Annotated in this window: 17 protein-coding genes; 3 read left to right on the top strand and 14 right to left on the bottom strand. The window is 65.8% G+C overall.

Annotated elements, in window-relative coordinates; genetic code table 11:
* Positions 1 to 8 precede the first annotated feature (8 nt).
* From ACPDIT_RS10890 to ACPDIT_RS10840, 11 genes are all read right to left on the bottom strand, one after another.
* Positions 9 to 1,781, bottom strand: a complete 1,773-nt coding sequence (locus ACPDIT_RS10890; RefSeq protein WP_423443404.1) for a proline--tRNA ligase — start codon at positions 1,779 to 1,781, stop codon at positions 9 to 11.
* Positions 1,782 to 1,835: 54 nt separating this feature from the next.
* On the bottom strand, positions 1,836 to 2,591 hold the full coding sequence (locus ACPDIT_RS10885) for a fumarylacetoacetate hydrolase family protein (protein ID WP_423443402.1): 756 nt from the start codon (positions 2,589 to 2,591) through the stop codon (positions 1,836 to 1,838).
* 106 nt (positions 2,592 to 2,697) lie between these two features.
* Positions 2,698 to 3,342 carry a DNA repair protein RecO gene (recO, locus tag ACPDIT_RS10880; RefSeq protein ID WP_423443400.1) on the bottom strand — a complete coding sequence of 215 codons (645 nt, stop codon included), beginning with the start codon at positions 3,340 to 3,342 and terminating at the stop codon, positions 2,698 to 2,700.
* Position 3,343: 1 nt separating this feature from the next.
* Complete coding sequence (locus ACPDIT_RS10875; RefSeq protein ID WP_423443399.1) at positions 3,344 to 4,063, bottom strand: DUF502 domain-containing protein; 720 nt, start codon at positions 4,061 to 4,063, stop codon at positions 3,344 to 3,346.
* Positions 4,060 to 4,584 carry an rRNA maturation RNase YbeY gene (gene ybeY, locus ACPDIT_RS10870; RefSeq protein WP_423443397.1) on the bottom strand — a complete coding sequence of 175 codons (525 nt, stop codon included), beginning with the start codon at positions 4,582 to 4,584 and terminating at the stop codon, positions 4,060 to 4,062. Before ybeY ends, ACPDIT_RS10875 begins: the two co-directional genes overlap by 4 nt.
* A 94-nt stretch (positions 4,585 to 4,678) precedes the next feature.
* Positions 4,679 to 5,647 (bottom strand): PhoH family protein, encoded by a 969-nt coding sequence (locus tag ACPDIT_RS10865; RefSeq protein ID WP_423443395.1) that lies wholly within the window; start codon positions 5,645 to 5,647, stop codon positions 4,679 to 4,681.
* Between the two features lie 12 nt (positions 5,648 to 5,659).
* Positions 5,660 to 6,157: an HIT family protein gene (locus tag ACPDIT_RS10860; RefSeq protein WP_423443393.1), complete on the bottom strand. Its 498-nt coding sequence runs from the start codon at positions 6,155 to 6,157 to the stop codon at positions 5,660 to 5,662.
* 145 nt (positions 6,158 to 6,302) lie between these two features.
* Positions 6,303 to 6,608: an RNA recognition motif domain-containing protein gene (locus ACPDIT_RS10855; protein WP_423443391.1), complete on the bottom strand. Its 306-nt coding sequence runs from the start codon at positions 6,606 to 6,608 to the stop codon at positions 6,303 to 6,305.
* Positions 6,609 to 6,834: 226 nt separating this feature from the next.
* Positions 6,835 to 7,476, bottom strand: coding sequence for an anthranilate synthase component II (locus ACPDIT_RS10850; RefSeq protein WP_423443389.1), 642 nt, complete (start codon positions 7,474 to 7,476; stop codon positions 6,835 to 6,837).
* A gap of 188 nt (positions 7,477 to 7,664) precedes the next feature.
* The gene (locus tag ACPDIT_RS10845) at positions 7,665 to 8,543 is read right to left on the bottom strand and encodes a hypothetical protein (protein WP_423443388.1); all 879 of its coding nucleotides are present in this window, start codon (positions 8,541 to 8,543) and stop codon (positions 7,665 to 7,667) included.
* 414 nt (positions 8,544 to 8,957) lie between these two features.
* A complete protein-coding gene (locus ACPDIT_RS10840) occupies positions 8,958 to 9,452 on the bottom strand; it encodes a Spy/CpxP family protein refolding chaperone (RefSeq protein ID WP_423443387.1) in 495 nt (164 codons plus the stop codon).
* A 377-nt stretch (positions 9,453 to 9,829) separates the two neighbouring features.
* Here ACPDIT_RS10840 and ACPDIT_RS10835 point away from each other — a divergent pair, with 377 nt between their 5' ends.
* The 3 genes from ACPDIT_RS10835 to ACPDIT_RS10825 all read left to right on the top strand — a co-directional run bounded on the left by ACPDIT_RS10835 (position 9,830) and on the right by ACPDIT_RS10825 (position 13,410).
* Entirely contained in the window at positions 9,830 to 11,320 is a 1,491-nt protein-coding gene (locus ACPDIT_RS10835) for an NAD(P)-dependent oxidoreductase (RefSeq protein ID WP_423443386.1), read from the top strand.
* A 142-nt stretch (positions 11,321 to 11,462) separates the two neighbouring features.
* On the top strand, positions 11,463 to 12,323 hold the full coding sequence (locus ACPDIT_RS10830; RefSeq protein WP_423443384.1) for a sugar phosphate isomerase/epimerase family protein: 861 nt from the start codon (positions 11,463 to 11,465) through the stop codon (positions 12,321 to 12,323).
* Between the two features lie 28 nt (positions 12,324 to 12,351).
* Complete coding sequence (locus ACPDIT_RS10825; protein ID WP_423443382.1) at positions 12,352 to 13,410, top strand: Gfo/Idh/MocA family protein; 1,059 nt, start codon at positions 12,352 to 12,354, stop codon at positions 13,408 to 13,410.
* A gap of 85 nt (positions 13,411 to 13,495) precedes the next feature.
* Here the strand turns inward: ACPDIT_RS10825 and ACPDIT_RS10820 are convergent, their stop codons facing one another.
* From ACPDIT_RS10820 to gyrB, 3 genes are all read right to left on the bottom strand, one after another.
* A complete protein-coding gene (locus tag ACPDIT_RS10820; RefSeq protein ID WP_423443381.1) occupies positions 13,496 to 14,854 on the bottom strand; it encodes a LysM peptidoglycan-binding domain-containing protein in 1,359 nt (452 codons plus the stop codon).
* Between the two features lie 147 nt (positions 14,855 to 15,001).
* A complete protein-coding gene (gyrA, locus tag ACPDIT_RS10815; RefSeq protein WP_423443379.1) occupies positions 15,002 to 17,632 on the bottom strand; it encodes a DNA gyrase subunit A in 2,631 nt (876 codons plus the stop codon).
* A 59-nt stretch (positions 17,633 to 17,691) separates the two neighbouring features.
* Positions 17,692 to 20,226, bottom strand: coding sequence for a DNA topoisomerase (ATP-hydrolyzing) subunit B (gene gyrB, locus ACPDIT_RS10810; protein WP_423443377.1), 2,535 nt, complete (start codon positions 20,224 to 20,226; stop codon positions 17,692 to 17,694).
* Between the last annotated feature and the right edge of the window lie 366 nt (positions 20,227 to 20,592).

The following is a 20,592-nucleotide window of genomic DNA, read 5'->3' as shown; positions in this document are numbered from 1 at the left end:
TCCGCGCCTCAAAACCGGCCCGAATCCCCGGTGGTCCCGCCCCGGCCTGCCCGCGCCTCCCGCACCAGCATCGCCACCCGGTCCGCGGCCTGTCCCACGGGCACGGTTTCCAACCCGCCTGCGCGTCGCTTGATTTCCACCTCGCCCCGCGCCAGAGATTTCTCGCCGATGTTGACCCGGAACGGGAACCCCACCAGATCCGCGTCCTTGAACTTGACCCCCGGTCGCTCCTCACGGTCGTCCAGAATCACCTCGATCCCGGCCTCCACCAACGCTGCATACAGCTGCTGTGCCGCCCGCCACACGGGCGAGTCCTCCGCCACTTGCAAGGGGGTCAAACAGACCTCGTACGGAGCCACGCTCACCGGCCAAATGATGCCGTCCGCGTCATGACACTGCTCGATCACCGCCTGCAGGGTGCGGGTAACGCCAATTCCATAACAACCCATCACGCAGGGACGGCGCACCCCCGATTCGTCGATGAACGTCGCCCCCAGTTTCTCGCTGTATTTGGTACCCAGCTTGAAGACGTGACCCACCTCGATCGCCCGGCGGATTCGGAGCGGTTGGCCGCAGCGTGCGCACGGTTCGCCCGCCCGAACGGTGCGCAGATCCGCCCACTGATCCACGCGCAGATCCCGCGCCACGTTCACATGCCGCAGGTGATATCCGTCCTCATTCGCACCGGTGGTCATGTCCGTGGCTCCGCGCAACCGCTCGTCGGCCCACACCGGCACGGCCCGGTCTGCCAGCGTGGTGGCCACGGCACCCAGACTCCCAGGATGCGCCCCCAGCGTGGCATACACCTCTTCCGGTGTAGCCGGACGGAACACGGTGGTGCCCAGCCGCGCGGCCAGTTTGGCTTCATTCAACTGGTCGTCCCCGCGCAACAGCACCAGCACCGGCCGACTCTCCACGATGTACACCAGGGTCTTGATCTGTCGCGCCGCCGGGATGCCGTAGGGCGGCCGGGTCAAATCCTCGATAGTTTGCACGCCCGGCGTGGGGAATTTTTCCGGGGCCGGCGTGCTGCCGCCGGATGTTTCCGGGGCTGCCGCCGGCGCCGCGCTCACGGCTTTTTCCACGTTGGCGGCGTATCCGCAGCCCTCGCAGTAGGCCACCTCGTTCTCCCCGGTCTCGGCGGGCACCATGAACTCGTGCGACAAACTGCCGCCGATCACGCCCGTGTCGGCTTCCACCGGAAACGTGCGCAGACCGCACCGCGCAAAGATCCGGGTATAGGCCTCGTACATGCGCCGGTAACTTTCCTGCGCCGCCTCGTCGCTCACGTCGAAGCTGTAGGCGTCTTTCATGATGAACTCGCGCGCCCGCATCAACCCGAAGCGGGGCCGGATCTCATCGCGGAACTTGACGCTGATCTGATAAAAGTTCTTGGGCAGCTGCCGATAGGACTGGATCTCGGCGGCGGCCAGCAAGGTGATGACCTCCTCGGCCGTGGGGCTGAGCACCCATTCCCGACGCGCGCTGTCGTACACCTTGTACAAGACATGGCGCGCCGTCTCGTACCGGCCGGATTGCTGCCAGATCTCGGGCGGCTGCAGTGCCGGCAACAACACCTCCACGGCCCCCGCACGGTCCATTTCCTCCCGCACAATCCGTTCCACCTTGTGCAGCGCCCGCAAGCCCAGCGGCAGAAAACTGTACACCCCGCCGGCCAGCTTGCGCACCAGACCCGCCCGCAGGAGCAGCTGATGCGACACGATCTCCGCTTCGGCCGGCGCCTCGCGCAATGTGGGAATGAGTGTGTGGGTCCAACGCATGATGAAAACCTCCTCGCCCCGAACGAGCCGCGCCCGTGGCTTCGGGCCGTCGACTCACTTCACGGTGTTGATCAACGGGGCCAGCCCCTGAATCCGAACCTCCAAACGGTCGCCGGACTGAATCGGCCCGATGCCGCTGGGGGTCCCCGTCAGGATCACATCGCCCGGCAACAGGGTCAGATTCGTGGAAATGAAACTCACCAGTTCGTAGCAGTTGAACACCATCTGACTGGTGTGCGAGTTCTGCCGCAACTGACCGTTTTGGAACAACTGAATGGTCAAATCGTGCGGGTCCAGCTTCGTCTCGATGTAGGGTCCCAACGGGGTGAATGTGTCGAACGACTTGCACCGACCCCACTGGCCATCGGCCGCCTGCAACGTTCGGTCCGTAATGTCCTGCGCCGCGGTGTACCCAAAGATGTATCGGGAGGCCGCGTTGGGCGTCACATTGCGCACCCGGCGCCCGATGATGATGGCCAGTTCCGCCTCGTAATCCGTGCGATGATCGGGAAACGGGATCTCGATCTTTCCTCCATCGGGCAACAGGGAACTGGGCGCCTTGAACCAGAACAACGGTTCTTTCGGAAGCGCCTTGCCGGTCTCGCGCGCGTGGTCGGCGTAATTCAACCCGACCGCGATCACTTTGCTGGGCGTGACCGGCACCAGGGTCCGCACGCCCTTCATCGGGATCGGCTTCTTCTCGAACGTGGACGACCCAAACAAATCCCCTTGGAGGCGGTAGAGCTCCCCCTCCACCACCTTGGCGTAAAAGACCTCGTCACCTCGTTGAAATCGCCCAATGGCCGCCATAAGGATGCGGCCGTGCTAACAAATCCCCGCCGTAACCTGCAAGCCTAAAGCCGGATCGCCCGGAGCCGTCTGGCCGGCAGAAGCCCCGTTCCCGGCGGTTCCGCGGTCAGGGTTCCGCGTCAGGTCCCTCGTGCAGCCTGCGGCCCATGCCCGCCTGGTCCCGCCAAAGCCGCCGCAGCCAGGCGTCCACCTCCCGGACCGTCTGCGGCGTCGGATTCAACTCGCCCAGGGCTTCCCAATCCCGGCGCGCCAATTCCCGCAACAACGCTCGGGCCGCGTCGCTCAACCCCTGGCCCGGCACCTCGGGCGGCCAACCCAGCAACGCAAGCAACTTCACCTCGTACGCCAGTCGCACCCGGCCCTGCGCCGGATGTGTATTCAGATGCCGCACCAGGCCCAGGAGCAGTTCAAACAGGGCGGGAATCGGCGTTTCCGTCTCCGTGCTGGCCTCGAGCAGCTGCACGGCGTATCCGGCCAGACGCACCCGCTCCCAATCCGTCCGCAGGTCCGCATGCGCATCCAGGACGGTGACCTCCCGCAGCAGGTGCAGTTCCGACCGTCGGCTCCGCTGCCACACCAGCTCCGCCCAGAAAAACAGGTCCAGTCGCCCCTGAAACGCCGATTTTGGCCGACGCGCCCCTTTGGCCACCGTGGCCAGCCGGCCGTGCGCCCGGGTCACCCAATGGACGATCAAACTGGTTTCCGTCAGCGGCCGTACCCGGACGATCAAGCCGTCGGTTCGTTCCAACATGTCAGCCCGGCCCCGGTCCCGGGGCTGTGCCGGTCGGTTGCGCCCCTTCGGAGATCCCTGCAACCGTTGCGTTCCCCGGGGCCGGGGAGCCCGGGGTGATGGCGCCCACGCTGACGATGAATCGAACCGCATCGCCCACGGGCATTCGCAGGCGACGGAGCTGCGTTTCCGGGACGACCAGCAGAAACCCGGAAGTGGGATTCGGGGTCGTCGGCACGAACACCGTCACGGCCCGCTCGCCCACCACCTCCTCAACTTCGTTTTCGTGCTCGCCCGTCACAAACCCCAGGGCATACATCCCGGGTCGCGGAAACTCCACCAGGACCACCGTCTGGAAGGCCCCCTTTTTGCCCAGGGAGAACGCCTCGTTCACCTGCTTGAGGACCGAGTAAATCTTGTTCAGCAACGGAACACTCAGGATCACCTGATCCACCCAGCTGATCAGGCGCCGGCCCAGATAATGCCGGGTGATCCGCCCCACCCCGGCAATGAGCACCACCGCCAGCCCCAGGGCGATCAGCTTCCAGTACCAAAACATCGGCCCTGTGCCACCCTGGGCATGCGTCAGGCGCCGCGGCAGGAAGAACAACAACGTGTCGGTGAAGTTGGACACCGTGCCGAACAGCCACACCACCACCGCCACGGACAGGGCCGCCGGCATCACCACCGCCAGCCCGGCCAGAAAATTCGCCTGCCACCGCGCCAAAAGAGTCTTTTTCACAAGCCCGATCCAGGTCGTCCGTTTCTCGCGCCTCGGGGCGCGGTCCGCCTTGTTCGGCCCGCGCCCCGGCGGAGGTTCTCCCAGGCGAACCGTCGCCGCAACTGCCGCAACAACCGGTCTTCCTCCCGTTTCATGCGAAGCCGGGCGGCCGGCCGTTGATCGTCGTATCCGAGCAGATGCAACACCCCGTGCACCAGGTACCGTGCCACCTCCGCCGGCCAACGCGTGCCGTAACGCCGCGCCTGCCGTTGCGCCTCCTCCACCCCCACGCAAATCTCGCCCCACAGATCGTCCCGCCCGATCGGCGGGCCGCCTTCGCGGTAGTCGAACGTGATGACATCCGTCGGGCCCTCGTGGTGCACGTAGGTCTCGTTCAACCGCGCCATCGCTGCGTCGTCCAGCAAACAGACGCTGAGGTGGGCTCGCTTCAACCCGAGCGCCTCGCCCAGCAGCAACCGCAGCAGTCGACCCACCTGGCGGCCGTCCACGGGCACTTTTCGCTGCCGATTGCTGACCTCCACGCGAAGTCCCCCGGGAGAATCCTCAATCTCCGGCGTCTCTGCAGGGGTGTCCCCGCACGAACCGGCCCCTGCGGCGGACGATCTCCGGCCGGGATCAACGCGAAGCCTTCTGCCGCCCCCGGTGTTGCTCATACGCGGTAATGATCCGCTGGACCAGTGGATGCCGAACCACGTCCGCCTTGCCCAGTTCCACGATCGCAATCCCCGGCACGCCCTCCAACGCCCGATGCGCCTCCAACAACCCCGACTGTTTGTGCGGCGGCAGATCGATCTGGGTTTCGTCGCCCGTGATCACCGCCTTGGCTCCGTGTCCCAGGCGGGTCAGGAACATGAACATCTGCTCCGTCGTGGCGTTCTGGGCTTCGTCCAAGATGATGAAGGCATTGTTCAGGGTGCGCCCCCGCATGTACGCCAACGGCGCCACCTCGATGACGCCCCGCTGCATGTGCCGCTCGATCTCCTCCGCCGGCAGCATGTCGTGCAGGGCATCATGCAGCGGCCGCAAATACGGCAGGATCTTCTCGTACAGGTCGCCCGGCAGAAAGCCCAGCGCCTCGCCCGCCTCCACCGCGGGCCGGGTCAGGACGATCCGCGAAACCTGGTTTTCCCGCAACGCAGCCAGGGCCAGCGCCACGGCCAGATAGGTCTTGCCGGTGCCCGCGGGCCCGATGCCGAACGTCACGTCGTGGGCCCGGATGGCCTCCACATACCGTTTCTGCCCCGGCGTGCGCGCCGTCACGGGCGGTTTCTTGTCCGAGGTGACGATCCGATCGCTCATCAGCGCCCGGAGCGTGTCCACCCCCTCCCGCTGCACCACGTTCAGCGCATGCGCAAAATCGCGACTGCGCACCGGTGCACCGCTGCGCAGGCTGCTTTCCAACATCAGGAACAGTTGCCGCGCCCGTTCCAGGGCCTCGGGCGGGCCCTCCAGACGAATCCAGTTGTCGCGGCAAACGGCCTTGACCCCCAGCTGATCGCTCAGCGCCTGGAGATTGCGCGGGTCGTTGCTGTAGAGATGCTGGACAATCCGGGCGCTCTCGAAATGCAGGGTCTCCACCGGCATAGCCCAGATCCCTCAACGCGGAAGCATTTGCAGGGCCGCCCGCAGCCGCGCCGCGGTCTCCTGCAACGCCTCGGGCAACACCTTCGTGTCCGCCAGCACCGGCATGAAATTCGTGTCCCCGTACCACCGCGGCACCACGTGCAGGTGCAGGTGTTCCTCGATCCCCGCCCCGGCGGCGCGTCCGAGGTTCAGCCCGATATTGAAGCCGTCCGGGTTCATGACCCGTTTGAGGGCCGTGACACAGCGCTGCGTCAACTGCATCAACTCCGTCAGTTCTTCCAACGTCAAATCCCCCAGCTCCGCCACCTGCCGATACGGCACCACCATCAAGTGGCCGCCGTTGTACGGATAGCGGTTTAACAGGGCAAAACACGACCGCTCTCGTGCCACCACCAGGTTCGCCTCGTCATCGTTCGACTGGGCAATTCGGGTAAACAGCGACCCGTCCCCCGGCGGTGGTTTGGGCGCCAAAATGTACTGGATGCGCCAGGGGGCATGCAGCCATTCCATGCCCCCACACTAACCACCCGCCTCCCCGCCTGTCAAAACGCCTCCCTGCGGACTTCATGCCCGCACCGCCGCGGCCCACCGCCCCAAACGAAAAGCGGGATCCGGCATGCACCAGACCCCGCTCTCGGAAAACCTTCGACCGCGGTTAGTAGCGATTCCGACCGCCCGAGTAGGGCCGTCGGCCGCCGCCGCCGGAGCGTTCCTCACGCGGCCGCGCCACGTTGACCGTCAACGGGCGACCGTCGAGCGAAGCCCCGTGCAGCGCCTCGATGGCCGCCTGCGCTTCGGCATCGGTGCTCATGGTCACAAAGGCAAATCCCCGCGACCGCCCCGTGGAGCGGTCCGTCATCAGATTCACCTCCACCACGTGCCCGTGCGCCCCAAACGCATCCTGCAAATCGTTTTCTGTGGTTTGAAAGGAGAGGTTCCCGACAAACAGTTTGTTGTTCATGTGATGTTTCTGTCCGCGATTTCCCGTAACTTCACCAAGACCGTTCCCGAACCGCCGGGTTTCGAATCATCACCGAACAACCGTTCACCTGAAGATTCACCAAGTCCTGGAAAGTGGCCGGTCCACCGTCCAGACGCCCGCTACTTTGCCCCATTGCCGGGGAAACGCAAGCCGTTTTTAGAATTTTTTTTCATTTTTTTCAGGCCCCCTGAAAAAACTCCTCCGGTCACCGGGCGCCCGTCTCTTCGCCGGCTCCACCCCCGTGCGCCTCTCGCTGCGGGCTGCTCACGGCCGTGCTTTGTTTGCCCAATTGCAGGAAATTCCGCAGCAACTCGTGCCCGTGCTCGGTCAAAATGCTCTCCGGATGGAATTGCACGCCCCAGATCGGGTACTGCCGATGCCGCACTCCCATGATCTCGCCCTCTTCGCTCTCGGCGGTGATCTCCAGACACGCCGGCAGACTGGAGCGCTCGATGACCAGCGAGTGATAGCGCGTGGCCCGAAACGGATTCGGCAACCCGGCAAACAAGTCCTGACCGTTGTGCCGGATCATTGAGGTCTTGCCGTGCATCATCCGATAGTTCACCACCACCCGAGCCCCGAACACATGTCCGATGCATTGATGCCCGAGACAGACCCCCAGGGTGGGAATCCGCGGCCCGAGCCGGCGCAGCACCTCGCACGAGACCCCCGCTTCCCGGGGCGAGCACGGCCCCGGTGAGATCAACAACCGCTCCGGCTGCCATGCCTCCACCTGTTCCGGAGTCACCTCGTCGTTGCGCACCACCCGCATCTCCACCCCCATCTCACCGAGGTACTGGACGAGGTTGTACGTGAACGAATCGTAATTATCGATGACCAGCAACATAGTGCTCCCGCTCACTCTAGCCCGGCTGAAGGGGAAAGCCAAACTCGAGACTTTGCAGGTACGTCTGCCGGGATCGGGGGTGAGTCGGAACCTGCGACCGCATGCATGGCCCCTTGGACATCCCGGCGGCCGGATCGTCGCCACAGGGAGTTCTGCCGCCGGGTGCGCCGGGAACACCCTTGCGGTTCTCAAGAAAGCTTGTGCGTGTCCTCTTCGCTGCTTTCTCCCGTCGCCCGCCCCTCGGCCGCCGGATCGTTCACCGCATTCAAAGCCGCCGCAAAGGGATTGGCCGGACTTGCAACTGTGCGCGCCCGACGGGGCAGGCTCAGCACCAGGCCCGCCAGAACGCCCCAGGTAAGAATCCAATGCAGCCCAAAGGCCACCAGCAAGCGCAACAGATTCAACCAGCCACTCCCAAAACCAAACAAAGAGGCGATCATGAACCACGCGCCCGGCAGCTGCGCCAACAGTCCGATCCGCCACAGCACACGGCCCTGCGCCTGCTTGCCCAGCAGCCGCGCCACGAGGCTCAAGCCCGGCCAATACACCGTCGCCAGCACCGGCCAGGCCAGCAGCAACGACACTGCCGCGGTCAGGGCAAGGCCGACCAACAGCACCCCTTCCCACGCTTCCCAAGTCGCCCGGGCCGAGGCGGGATCCCGTTCAAACGTCCAGCCTCGCGGGAATCTCGCCTCCCACTCTCCCAAGGGACCGCGCAGGCGGAGGGTGGAGATTCCCCATTGCACCTGCACCCAGGCGGGTGTGCGGATCGTGCCGTCGTGCCGCGGATCCAGTATCAGCGCCAGATCATGGCCCTCGGCCAAAAGCCGCGGCTGGTCCGTGGGAAACTCGAAATGTCCCTGCTGGCATCGCACCAGGCCCGGCCAGTTCGACACCGCCACGCGCACCACCGGCAGCCAGGTCCGTTGCAGGGCCCAGGCGAAGGCCACGCCCGCAATCAATGCCGTTGCGACCCCCAGAATCCACAATCCGGCTGCCCATCGCTCAAGGATCCACACCAGAGGAGAAGGACCGGCCGGCCCTGACGAGCCGGCCTTTCGTTCCACTGGTGATTCGTGGTGCGCCTCACGCGACATCGCCACCCGTAGGGAAAGCCATTTACCCGACGGGAGCAAGGCCCGCAGGACCGATCGGGCCCTTGATCGGCGCGGTTCACGCCTCCTTCACGCCCGGCTCGAGGCTGTACCCCCGGCATCGCTCAAAACGGCCGGAACTGCGTGGGTGCGTCTCGGCACCCGTTTCGGATGGGAACTTGCGAAGGGTTCCCCACGAACCGGCCGATGCCAAACCATTCCGGGGCCGAAGCACACATCACCCGGGCACGGCCCGCAGTGGCCAAGCAAACAAAAGGGCCGGCGCAGGCGTTGGCCTTTTGGGCTCAGCACTGCTCAGCCCCGATCGTTTTGCCGAGAGGCCGGGTTCATCCCCGGGCTCCCGGCACGAGGACGAACAGAACAGACCTAACGATTTGCCGGCCGATTCGGTCGCGGACCCGGTCCGGCGTCCGCGGGCCGATTGGGCCGCGGGCCCGGTCCGGCACCCGGGCCGCGGGACGCCCGCAGCTGCTGCCATTTCTCGTACTGCTCGGGGGTGAGGATTTCCTTCATTTTTTGCTGATGCTCCTCGCGCAGCGCGCGAACTTTCTCGCGACGCTGTTCGGGCGTCAGGCTGGTGTCGTTTCGCAGGGCCAGCATCTTGTCCCGCTGCTCTTGCAGCAGGGCCTGGATTTTCTGGCGTTGCTCCTGGGTCAGGTGCAGCTCCTCGCCCAGCCGGTCCGGGCGCATCAGGCCGGCACCCCGTCCGCCGGTGCCCGGCTGCGTCGCCGGAGCCGCATCCGGTCCCCGGGCCGGCCTGTCGGCTCTGGCCCGGCCCTCTCCGGCACCGGCCGTCCAGGCAAGGTTGATCGCAGCCAACAAAGCCGCAATCCCAAGAATGTTGACTCGACTCCGTTTCATGGTCACCTCCGCTGTTTCATTCGTTGTTCTCGTGCCAGCAGGTCTCCGTAACCCGCGTTTGCTTATCCAGACGGCCTCGCGGCCCGATCGGTTACAGCCTCCATGGACCTCGGAACGCTCGCATGCGGAGCAAACCGTGCCCGGAAGCTTCTGTGCGTGCACCCGTCCGTCGTTCTGCAAATGCCACGGCCGTCGCCCACCAATTCTCTGTTTGCGCCCCGAGACGGGCTCGAGTAGCTTGAGTACGGATGGACCGGGTGGCCGCGGCAGAGCAAGGGCGGTGCGCCCTGTGGCCGGGCCGCGGAAGGAATGGGCGCGTGGAACCAGCCCCGGGAACGCAGGTAGAAATCCGACCTCCCGGGCAAACCGAGGGCGCTATGAGCGACGAACTTCGACCCGAAGCCCGCACGAAATGGGCCTGGTTCCAGATCGAACGGGCGCGGCCCCGCCAACGACCCGCCTGGGAACGCATCGCGGATTTTCTGGAGATCACCGCCGGTTTGGACGAGCAAACCGCCCGGGAACAGGCCAGCCGCTGCATCCAGTGCCCGGAGCCCGCCTGCCGCGAGGGTTGTCCCCTGGCCAACCGCATCCCTGAATGGCTGGCGCTGACCGCCGAGGGCCATTTCCTGGAGGCGGCGGAGATTTCGATGTCCACCAGCAACATGCCCGAGATCTGTTCCCGGGTCTGTCCGCAGGAGCGGCTCTGCGAAGGTTCCTGCATTCTCAACGGCCGTGCCGAACCGGTTTCCATCGGGGCCATCGAAAGATTCATCAACGAGTACGCCATCTCGCACGGTTTGCTCAATGCCGCGCCCGTCCGTCCCAACGGTTATCGCGTCGCAGTCGTGGGCTCCGGCCCCGGCGGTCTGAGCTGTGCCGACGAGCTGGCCCGACGCGGGTACTGGGTCACCGTGTTCGAATCCAGGCTCGTCCCCGGGGGCCTGTTGATCAACGGCATCCCCGCCTTCAAACTGGACAAGCACATCGTCTGGCGCCGGCTGGAATTGCTGAAAAAGCGGGGCGTGGAATTCCGTTTGGGCGTGTCCGTGGGCCGCGACATCGATCTGGATGATTTGCTGCGCGATTACGACGCGGTCTTTCTCGGCTTTGGGGCCTGGCAGGCCAAACCGCTGGACGTCCCGGGCGCCGATCTCAAAGGCGTGTACCAGGCGCTGCCGTTCCTCATCCAAAAAAACGCCCCGGGCACGCTGGAGGGACCCGACATCGAAGTGCGGGGCAAGCGCGTCACCGTTCTGGGCGGCGGGGACTCGGCCATGGATTGCCTCCGCACCGCCCTGCGATGCGGCGCTGCCGAGGCCATTTGCCTGTATCGCCGGGACTTCGCCAACATGCCCGGCAGCCGCAAGGAGTACTATGCGGCGTTGGAAGAGGGCGCCCGGTTCCAATTCCTGACTGCCCCCCTCAAAGTCCTGGGCAATGAGCTCGGTCAGGTCGTCGGCATCCTCTGCCAGCGAATGGAACTGGGACCTCCGGACGCCAGCGGCCGGCGCCGTCCCCTCCCGGTGCCGGGCTCCGAGTTCCTGCATCCCACCGACGTCGTCCTGGTGGCCTATGGTTTCGATCCGACGCCCTTCCCGCCGGACAGCGACCTCCGTCGCATCCGCACCAACGACTGGGGCGGAGTCATTGTGGACGAAAACCAAATGACCAACATTCCCGGCGTGTTCGCCGGCGGAGACCTGGTCCGCGGTCCGAGCCTGGTGGTCCACGCCGTGCGCGATGCGCGGAAAGCCGCCCGCGCCATCGATGCCTGGTGCCAGGGTCGGCCGCCCAAGCGTCCCGTGCGCGTGGAACCCCTGCCGGAGCCCTCCGCCGAGGTCGTCGCCGCGCCGCCCTCCTCCTAAACCGGGCACGGGGATCTTTTTTCGCTGCGGCGCCCCCCGTTCCTCGCGCGCGTCCGGGAGAAGCTTGCTGGATGGCAGCCCTGTCTTTGCCAACGTGTAAGCTGGACAACGGACCCCGGCTGTCTCTACATGCTCCCCACCGATGAGTGCGACGCGACCTTTTACCGAACGATTGGCCGTCTGCAGCTGGTCCCTCCTGCCGGAAAGCCCGGAACACTTGGTGCGTCTGCTCGAGGCGGTGGAGCTGCCCCGGGTGCAACTGGCCCTGGACCCTCTTCACGAACAACCCGTGGCCTGGCGGTTGACACGCGAAACCTTCGCCGTGCACGGCATCGAAGTTGTCTCCGGCATGTTCACCACCGTCGGGGAAGACTATTCGACCCTGGAAAGCATCCGCCAGACCGGGGGGCTGGTGCCGGACCAGCATTGGCCGGAGAACTGGCGCCGCATCCAGGTCGTTCGGGACATCGCCCGCAGTCTGCGCATCAAGCTGGTCACCTTCCACGCCGGGTTCCTCCCCGAAGACCCTTCGGAACCTCTCTACGGGCGGATGCTGGACCGGCTCGGCCGGGTGGCGGATTTGTTTGCGGCCGCCGGGATCGACCTGGCGCTGGAGACGGGACAGGAAACGGCCCAGACCCTGGCGGACTTCCTGACGCGATTGAATCGTCCCAACGTGGGCGTCAACTTCGACCCGGCCAACATGATCCTCTACGACAAGGGCGACCCCATCGCCGCGGTCCGGGTTCTGGCCCCCTGGTTGCGGCAGTGCCACCTCAAAGACGCCAAGCGCACCCGCGTGCCCGGCACGTGGGGGGAGGAAGTCGTCCTCGGCACCGGCGAAGTGGAATGGCCGGAGTTTTTCCGGACCCTGGCAGGGATTGGCTTCGCAGGTTCGCTGTGCATCGAGCGCGAGGCCGGTCGGCAGCGCGTCGAGGACATCCGAACCGCGCGACAATTTGTGGAGCGCCTCCTGCAGCAACAGGCCGCGTCCGCAACGTAACCACTCCACCAACTGCCTCCGAATCGCCATGAGCACGACTCCCCGCTCCCACTCCCGCCCGGTCCGCGTCGGCGTTGTCGGACTCGGTTTCATGGGCCTCGTCCATCTGCGCGCCCATGCCCGCATCCCCGGCGTCCGGATTGTCGCCGTGGCGGACACCTTCAAGCGCCCTGTGGACGGGGTGATCCCCGGCGTGGGGGGCAATCTGACCGCCGCAGATGCCTACCGCCTGGGCCCCGACACAAAGTTCTACGATGACCCACAGGCGCTGCTGGCCGATCCCAACGTGGACCTGGTGGATTTGTGCGTGCCCACGCCGCAGCACGTGCCCCTTTCCCTGGCCGCTCTGGCGGCCGGCAAACACGTGATCTGCGAAAAACCCCTGGCCCGCACCGTCGCGGAAGCGCGCAGGCTCGTCCGGGCCACCCGGACCGCAAAGACCTGGTTCATGCCCGCCATGTGCATGCGATTCTGGCCCGGCTGGGACTGGTTGGCTGCCACCATCCGCCGCGGCACCTACGGACGCGTGTTGGCGGCGCGATTTCGCCGCGTCAGCGGGCCCCCGGGCTGGAGCCGCGCCAGCTACTTCAAGGGCGAGGAATCCGGAGGAGCCCTGCTTGATCTGCACATCCACGACACGGATTTCGTTCAGTATTGTTTCGGCCGACCCCGTGCGGTGTTTTCCCGGGGACTGAGCCGGTTCAGTGGCGCGGTGGATCACGTCGTGACCCAGTACCTTGTCGAAGGCGGGGCCGTCGTCAGTGCCGAGGGCAGCTGGATCATGAGCGGCGATTATCCCTTCCAGATGAGTTACACGGTCAACTTCGAACGGGCCACCGCCGAGTACGATTCCTCCCGCGGCCGGGAAGCGCTGCGGCTGTACCGCGACAAAAAGCCCGCCGAGACCGTCCCTCTGCCCGAAACGGACGGGTACGTGGAGGAACTTCGGCACATGATCGAGGCGATCCGCCGGGGCCGCCCTCCGAGCGTGGTCACTGCGGCTGACGCCCTCAGCGCCGTGGAGATCTGCGCCGCGGAAGAACAGTCCGTTCGCACCGGAAGAATCGTCGCACTGCGCAACGCCTGAAGACGCGCGGCCCGCTGTCTCCGTTCCCGGGCCGCGGGCGCGTCCGGTGCCTGTGGCACCCCGGGAAGGGACCCGTGCCTCGCGCTTACTGGGAAGGTACCGGGATGAGAATCGTGTCCCCGGGTTTCAGCCGCTGAAAATCCAGGCCCGGGTTGGCCCGGAGGATGGCGCTCAGCGGCACATCATATTCCACGGCCAGGCTGATGAGGGTTTCCCCGGCCCGATACGTGTGCGCCCGCATGGGCGGGGGCGGCGGGGCGGGCTCGGGCAGCGGGGGCTCGCCCAGCGCTTCCGCTCGTGCCTTCAAGGCCTCCAACTCCAGCCGCTTCCACTCGATCGCCTTTTGGAGCGCCGTGAGCGCGGTGTTGGTCTCGAGTCGGACCTGCTCCTCGGCCAGCGCACGCCGAATGGCATACAGCGTGTCCGCCAACTCCGGCTGGCCCGCCTGCCGCGCCTCGTCCACCGCCTCGCGATAGTCCGGATCCTGGAGGCGCTGGTATTGCCGAAATAGTTCCTCTCCGAGGGCCAGGCGCAGGGCCTGCTCATATTGCTGCTCCAGCTGCTGGCGCTGGAGAGCGGAGGCCGGACTGTCCGCTTGGGCCAGATCCGCCAGACCCTGCTCGAATCGCCGGCGCGCGTGAAACAGGGCACGGAACTGGTCCGGTGTCAGCTCCAGCCATCGAAGCTCCGCCAGCTCCCGCCGCAGGGCTTCGGCGGTGTCCGAGTACCGCAACAAAAACTCCTCCAGCTGCGCGGGCGCCAGCACGCGGGCCAGCTCCTGTTCCATCTGCCGCTGCAAACGGAGCAACTCGGCCGGGTCCGGTGCCCGCTGTTCGGCGGCCAATCTTTCCCGGTACGCAGCCAACTGATCCTGGTAATGGGTGTAGATCTCTTGGACCTGCTGCTTGGTTTCGGGCGGCAAGAGGCCGAGGATCGGCCCGTCCAGAGCCACGCCGGGCCGGCTGGGGCGGGGCAGGCTGATCTGGTCGCCCGTTTCCCACTGCGGCCCCAACAAACGCGTCAGCAGCTCGCGTCGTTCGGCTTCCAACGCCTCCAGGCGGGCCTGGGCCCGGGCTTCCAGTTCCGGGTCCGGGACGGCCCGCCACCATTGTTGCTGGCTTGTCTGCACTTCGGTGGCGCGCCGTCGCGCGTAGAGGGCGTTCACATCGGCAATGATGATGTCCCGAATGGTTTGCTCCGGACAACCGATGGCCCGCAGGTTGGCCACGTAGGTGGCGTAATCGTCCGACTCGATCTCGCTCCAGTGGAAGAACTGGCGACGCGGCAGAATGTTCGTGCGCGTGAGCGTGGGCGCAGTCACGGCAGTTGCCGCAGAATGGGACACCGCTTCGGCGGGCCGCACCTGGCGCCACGTCCACCACCAACCCGCCGCCAGCAGACCGTTGGCGACCAGCGACACATACAACAGCACGCGCCCACGCATAGTCGGCCGTCCTCTGCCATGCCTGCCACAAACCCGGGGGGAAAGCAACGTCCGTCTCGCCGCCTCTGGTGCCCTCGCGGCAGCCGGGGGACCGGCACCCCGGCCCCGGGTTGTCCGTGCGCGGATCGCCCGCCTCTCGGAGCCCGCCTATCGGGAAGCCCCGGCGGCCTGGTCCGCCACGTCGTCCTCCTGCGCCTCGCTGATGACCGGCGCGACGGCCTGGAGCCGGTCGCCCTCCTCCAGGTCGATCAGTTTCACCCCCTGGGTGTTCCGGCCGGCCACGCGCACGTCCTTGACCGGAATCCGGATCATCTGCCCGCGCGCCGTGATCAACATCAACTGGTCCTGGTCCCGGACGGCCAGGGCACCCACCACGCCCCCGGTGCGCTCGGTGGTGTTCATGGTGATGATGCCCTTGCCGCCGCGGCTCTGGGCCCGGTATTCGTCAAACGGAGTCCGTTTCCCCACGCCGTTCTCTCCCACCACCAGCAGCGTGGCCTCCGGTCGCACGACCGCCAGGGAGACCACTTCGTCGCCCTCCTCCAGCAGGATGCCCCGGACCCCGGCGGCGACCCGGCCCATGGGCCGCACCTCCTCTTCCGCAAACCGGATGCTCATGCCCTGCCGCGTGATCAACATCACCTCGTCCTGTCCCGTGGTCCACTCCACATCGATCACCGTGTCCCCGGGCTCGATCGTGATGGCAATGATGCCGCCCTTGCGCACGTTGGCGAATTCCACCAGGGCGGTCTTTTTCACCGTGCCGCGGCGCGTGGCGAAGAACAGATAACCCGGTTGTTCCCAGGTGACGTCCTGCCGGGCGGCATCCGTGCGCGAAGGGATGCGAATGAGCGCCGAAATGGTCTCTTCGGGACGCAGTTCCAACACGTTGGCAATGCTGCGGCCGCGCGCGTCGCGCCTCATCTCCGGAATTTCCAGGACCCGCTCGACGTACACGCGACCGGTGTTGGTGAAGAACATGAGGTAATCGTGCGTGCTGGCGGCGAAGAGATGCTCGATGAAATCCGTGGCCTCGCCCTCGGGGGAGGCGTTCTCGCGCGGCGTGGCCCCGATGACCCCCTTGCCGCCGCGCCGCTGCGCGCGGTACTGGCTCAGGTCCGTCCGTTTGATGAGTCCGGCATGGGTGAGGGTGATGATGACGGGCTCGTTGGCCACCAGGTCTTCGATGGCCATGGCGCCCGCGTCGGGCACCAACTCGGTCCGGCGCGGAGTGGCGTAGCGTTCCTTGACCGATCGGAGCTCGGTTTTGATGATCTCCAGCACGCGTTCCTCCCGGGCCAGGATGTCGCGCAGATCGCGGATCCGCTCCAGCAACTGCTGGTACTCGGCGGTGACCTTGTCGATTTCCAGCCCGGTCAATTGATAGAGGCGCAGCTCGAGGATCGCGTCCACCTGGGCCTCGGAGAGGGCGTACCGGCCGTTGACCAGGCGCGCCTCATCGCGCAGGTGCACCCGCCAGGCCTCGATCTGCGCGCGTGTCCACTCGAACGCCAGCAACTTCACCCGGGCTTCCTCGCGGGTGCGGGAGTGGCGGATGATGCGAATGAACTCGTCGAGGTTGGCCAGGGCAATGAGGTAGCCCTCCAGGATCTCCGCGCGCGCCTCGGCCCGGCGCAGTTCGAAGCGCGTCCGGCGCAGCACCACCTCCCGGCGATGCTCAATGTAGCAGGCCAGCGCCTGCTTCAGGGTCAGCGTCCGCGGTCGACCGCGGTCGATGGCCAGCATGTTCACCGCGAAGGTGGTTTCCAGCTGGGTGAGCTGGTAGAGGTTGTTGATGATGACCTTGGGGACCGCATCGCGCTTGATCTCCAGCACGATGCGCGTGTTCTCGTCGGACTCGTCCCGGATCGCGGTGATGTCCGCCAGCCCCGGGGTTTTCTGGTTGACCAACTCGGCGATGCGCTCCACCAGGGCGGCACGGTTCACCCCGAAGGGGATCTCCGTGATCACGATCTGTTCGCGGCCGCCCTTGAGGGTTTCGACTCCCACACGTCCCCGGACCTTCAACGTGCCCCGGCCGGTCTCGAAATACTGACGGATGCCCTCCAGCCCGCAGACCATGCAGCCGGTCGGGAAGTCCGGCCCGGGCAGGTACCGCATCAGCTCCTCCACCGAGATGTCCGGATTGTCGATCTGGGCGCAGACCGCATCGATCACCTCCCCCAGGTTGTGGGGCGGGATGTTGGTGGCCATGCCCACGGCGATGCCGGTGCCGCCGTTGACCAGAAGGTTGGGAAAGGCCGCCGGGAACACCGAGGGCTCCATGCGCGTGTCGTCATAGTTCGGCACGAAGTCCACGGTGTCCTTGTCCATGTCCTCCATGAGCAGGGCGCCCAGGGGCGCCAGGCGCGCCTCGGTGTAACGCATGGAGGCCGGCGGGTCGCCCTCCACCGATCCGAAGTTGCCCTGACCGTCCACCAGGACCTCGCGCATGGACCAAGGCTGGGCCATGTGCACCAGGGTGGGGTAGATGGCCTGATCGCCATGGGGATGGTAATTGCCCATGGTCTCGCCCACGATCTTGGCGCACTTGACGTGCTTGCGATTCGGCAGCACCCCCAGCTCGTACATGGCATAGAGGATGCGCCGTTGCGAAGGCTTCAATCCGTCCCGCACATCCGGCAGCGCGCGCGAGATGATCACCGACATGGAGTAGTCGAGGAAACAGCTCTTGATTTCCTCGGCCACGTTGACCGGGGCGATCTTCTCGCCGGCCGGAGGCGGCGGAACCGCAGGGGTTTCAGAACCAGCAGACATGGAATGGTTTTCAGGCGACTCCGCCCCGGGCCGGTCAGGTGCCGGCCCGGCCGGCGGATTCAAATGTCCAGATTGCGCACGTTCAGCGCATTATCCTCGATGAACTGGCGCCGCGGCTCGACCTCCTCGCCCATCAGCGTGGTGAACATCCGCTCCGCTTCCACGGCATCGGTCAATTCGATCCGCAGCAACTTCCGCCGGGCCGGGTCCATCGTGGTTTCGAACAGCTCGCGCGGGTTCATCTCGCCCAGGCCCTTGAACCGCTTGATCTGCAGGCCGCGGCGCCCCACCTCCTTCACCGCCGCCAGGATCTCCGGAATCGAGAAGAGGGGTCGCACCACCGCCCGGTCTCCCTCGCCCTCGATCAGCTCGAAGAGCGGATGATCCTGGGCCGCGTAATGGTCCAGATGGAAGCCCTTTCGCTCCAGTTTCCGCAGTAACTCGCCGATGGCCTTGCTCTCGTGCAATTCCACGTGCACCGCGCGCCGTGTCGGCCCGTTCCGGCCCTTTTCGGCGGCTCCCGGAGCCTCGCCGTCCTCGTCGCCGAACAGCCGCAGGTCCGGATTGGCATCACTGAAGGCCCGAAGCTCCTGTTCGGTGTGGAAGTAGTGCACGGTTTCCTCGTTCCCCTGGCGCACGCGCACCAGGTGCCGCGGCAGTTCGTGGGTCTGCGGGTGCCGGTGCTCGACGTAGTCGGCGAAGTCCGCCCCGTGTCGGCGCAGCGCCCGCGCGTACTTGTCCAGCGTGTCCAGCAACTCCAGCGTCTCCTCCAGTTGCTTCTGCGACAACTCGCGCTGGTCCGCCAGATTCCGCAATCGCACCTCCTCGGCGCCCAGCCGGATCAGGATCTTGTTCAACTGGGCGTCGTCCTCCACGTACTCGACGCGTTTCTTGCGCGTGATCTGGTAGAGGGGAGGCTGGGCAATGTACACGTGGCCGCGTTTGATGAGCTCCGGCATCTGCCGATAGAAGAACGTCAGCAGCAGGGTCCGGATGTGCGAGCCGTCCACGTCGGCATCGGTCATGATGATGATCTTGTGGTACCGCAGTTTCTCGATGTTGAAGGCGCCCTCTCCTTCGCCGTCGCCGATGCCGGTGCCGATGGCCGTGATCATGGTGCGGATCTCGGCGTTGTCCAGCACCTTGTGGAGCCGGGCCTTTTCCACGTTGATCAGCTTGCCGCGAATCGGAAGGATGGCCTGGAAGCGGCGATCCCGGCCCTGCTTGGCCGAACCTCCGGCCGAATCGCCCTCGACGATGAAAAGCTCGGTCTGGGCCGGATCCCGCTCCGAACAATCGGCCAGCTTGCCCGGGAGCCCGCCTCCGGTCAGCGCGGTCTTGCGCACCGTCTCGCGCGCCTTGCGCGCCGCCTCGCGCGCGCGCGCCGCCAGCAGCGCCTTTTCCACGATCTTCCTGGCCACCGACGGGTTGGCATCGAAGTAACTCATCAGCCCGTCGTACACCACCGAGGCCACCAGGCCTTCGATCTCGGTGTTGACCAGCTTGACCTTGGTCTGCGATTCGAAGCGCGGGTTGGGCAGCTTGACACTGAGCACACAGATGAGGCCCTCCCGGACGTCATCCCCCGAAATCGTGGGATCCTTCTCCTTCAGAAGCTCGTTCTGCCGCGCGTACTGGTTGACCGCGCGCGTCAGGGCCGACCGGAACCCGGTCAGGTGCGTGCCGCCGTCCGGGTTGGGAATCGAGTTGGCATAACACAGGATCTGGTCATTGTACCCGTCGTTGTACTGCAGCACGCAGTCCACGAAGACCTCGTCCGTGCGGCCCTCCAGTTCCACGGTGCGCCGGGCACTGATGACAATCGGCTTCGGATGAAGCACCTGGCGGCTTTGCCCCAGCTGACGCACGAACTCTTCGATCCCGTGCTTGTAAAAGAATCGCTCCGTACGATCGACACGCTCATCCGTCAGCACGATCTCCAGCCCGGGATTCAAAAACGCCAGCTCGCGCAACCGATTGGCCAGAAGATCGAACTTGAACTCCGTGGTCAGCGTGAAGATCTCCGGGTCCGGCTTGAAGGTGATGAGCGTGCCGGTATGGCGCGACTTCCCGATCACTTCCAGCGGTCGCACCGTCTTGCCGCGGGCGAATTCCATCGAGTAGACCTTGCCGTCCCGGGACACCTCCACCTTGAACCATTCCGACAGGGCGTTGACACACTTGGCCCCCACCCCGTGCAGTCCACCCGAGTACTTGTAGGCTCCCTGGCCGAACTTGCCCCCGGCATGCAGGTTCGTCAGCACCAACTCCACCGCGGGAATCTTCCACTTGGGATGAATGTCCACCGGGATCCCCCGTCCGTCGTCGCGCACCGACACCGAGCCGTCCACGTGCAAGGTCACCTCGATCCGCTTGCAAAAGCCGGCCAGGTGCTCGTCGATCGAGTTGTCCAGCACCTCGAACACGCAGTGATGCAGGCCCCGCTCGTCCGGGTCGCCAATGTACATCCCCGGCCGCTTCCGCACCGCCTCCAGCCCCTCCAACTTGTCGATTTTGGAGGCATCGTACGGTTCGGCCGCCGCCACCGTGCCGGGGCGCTCGGTCGTTTGCGTCTCCACCGTTTCTTCAGGCATAGAACCTCAAAACCCAAACCGCCCACAACGGACAGTCTTCGACCTGCCTGAGCATAAAAAATCCACATTCACGACACAACGAAGAATTCGGGCAGTGCACACCCGCCGAAGTCCATGCAACTGATTCCGCCAGAATATGTTACACGCATGCTCGGCCCTTCGCAAGGCTCCCTCCCACCTTCCCAGCCCGCACTGCCTCTGGCGCGCGCATCCCGGTGACGTCCCTCCCCGCGCCCCGGGGATCCTGCCGTCGGGCCCCTCCACCCGTGGCGTGGCCTGCGGCTCCCCCTGCAGTGGCATGCCCCACGCTGCTTGGGCTCTGTGCTCCGATTGTCCGTTGGCAAGGCATCCTTCCCGCCTTACCCT

Source organism: Limisphaera sp. VF-2 (genome assembly GCF_049537125.1).
In the GTDB taxonomy this organism is placed as follows: Bacteria; Verrucomicrobiota; Verrucomicrobiia; order Limisphaerales; family Limisphaeraceae; genus Limisphaera.
The sequence above is the reverse complement of the archived record's forward strand: the minus strand, read 5'-3'. Positions and strand labels throughout refer to the sequence as shown.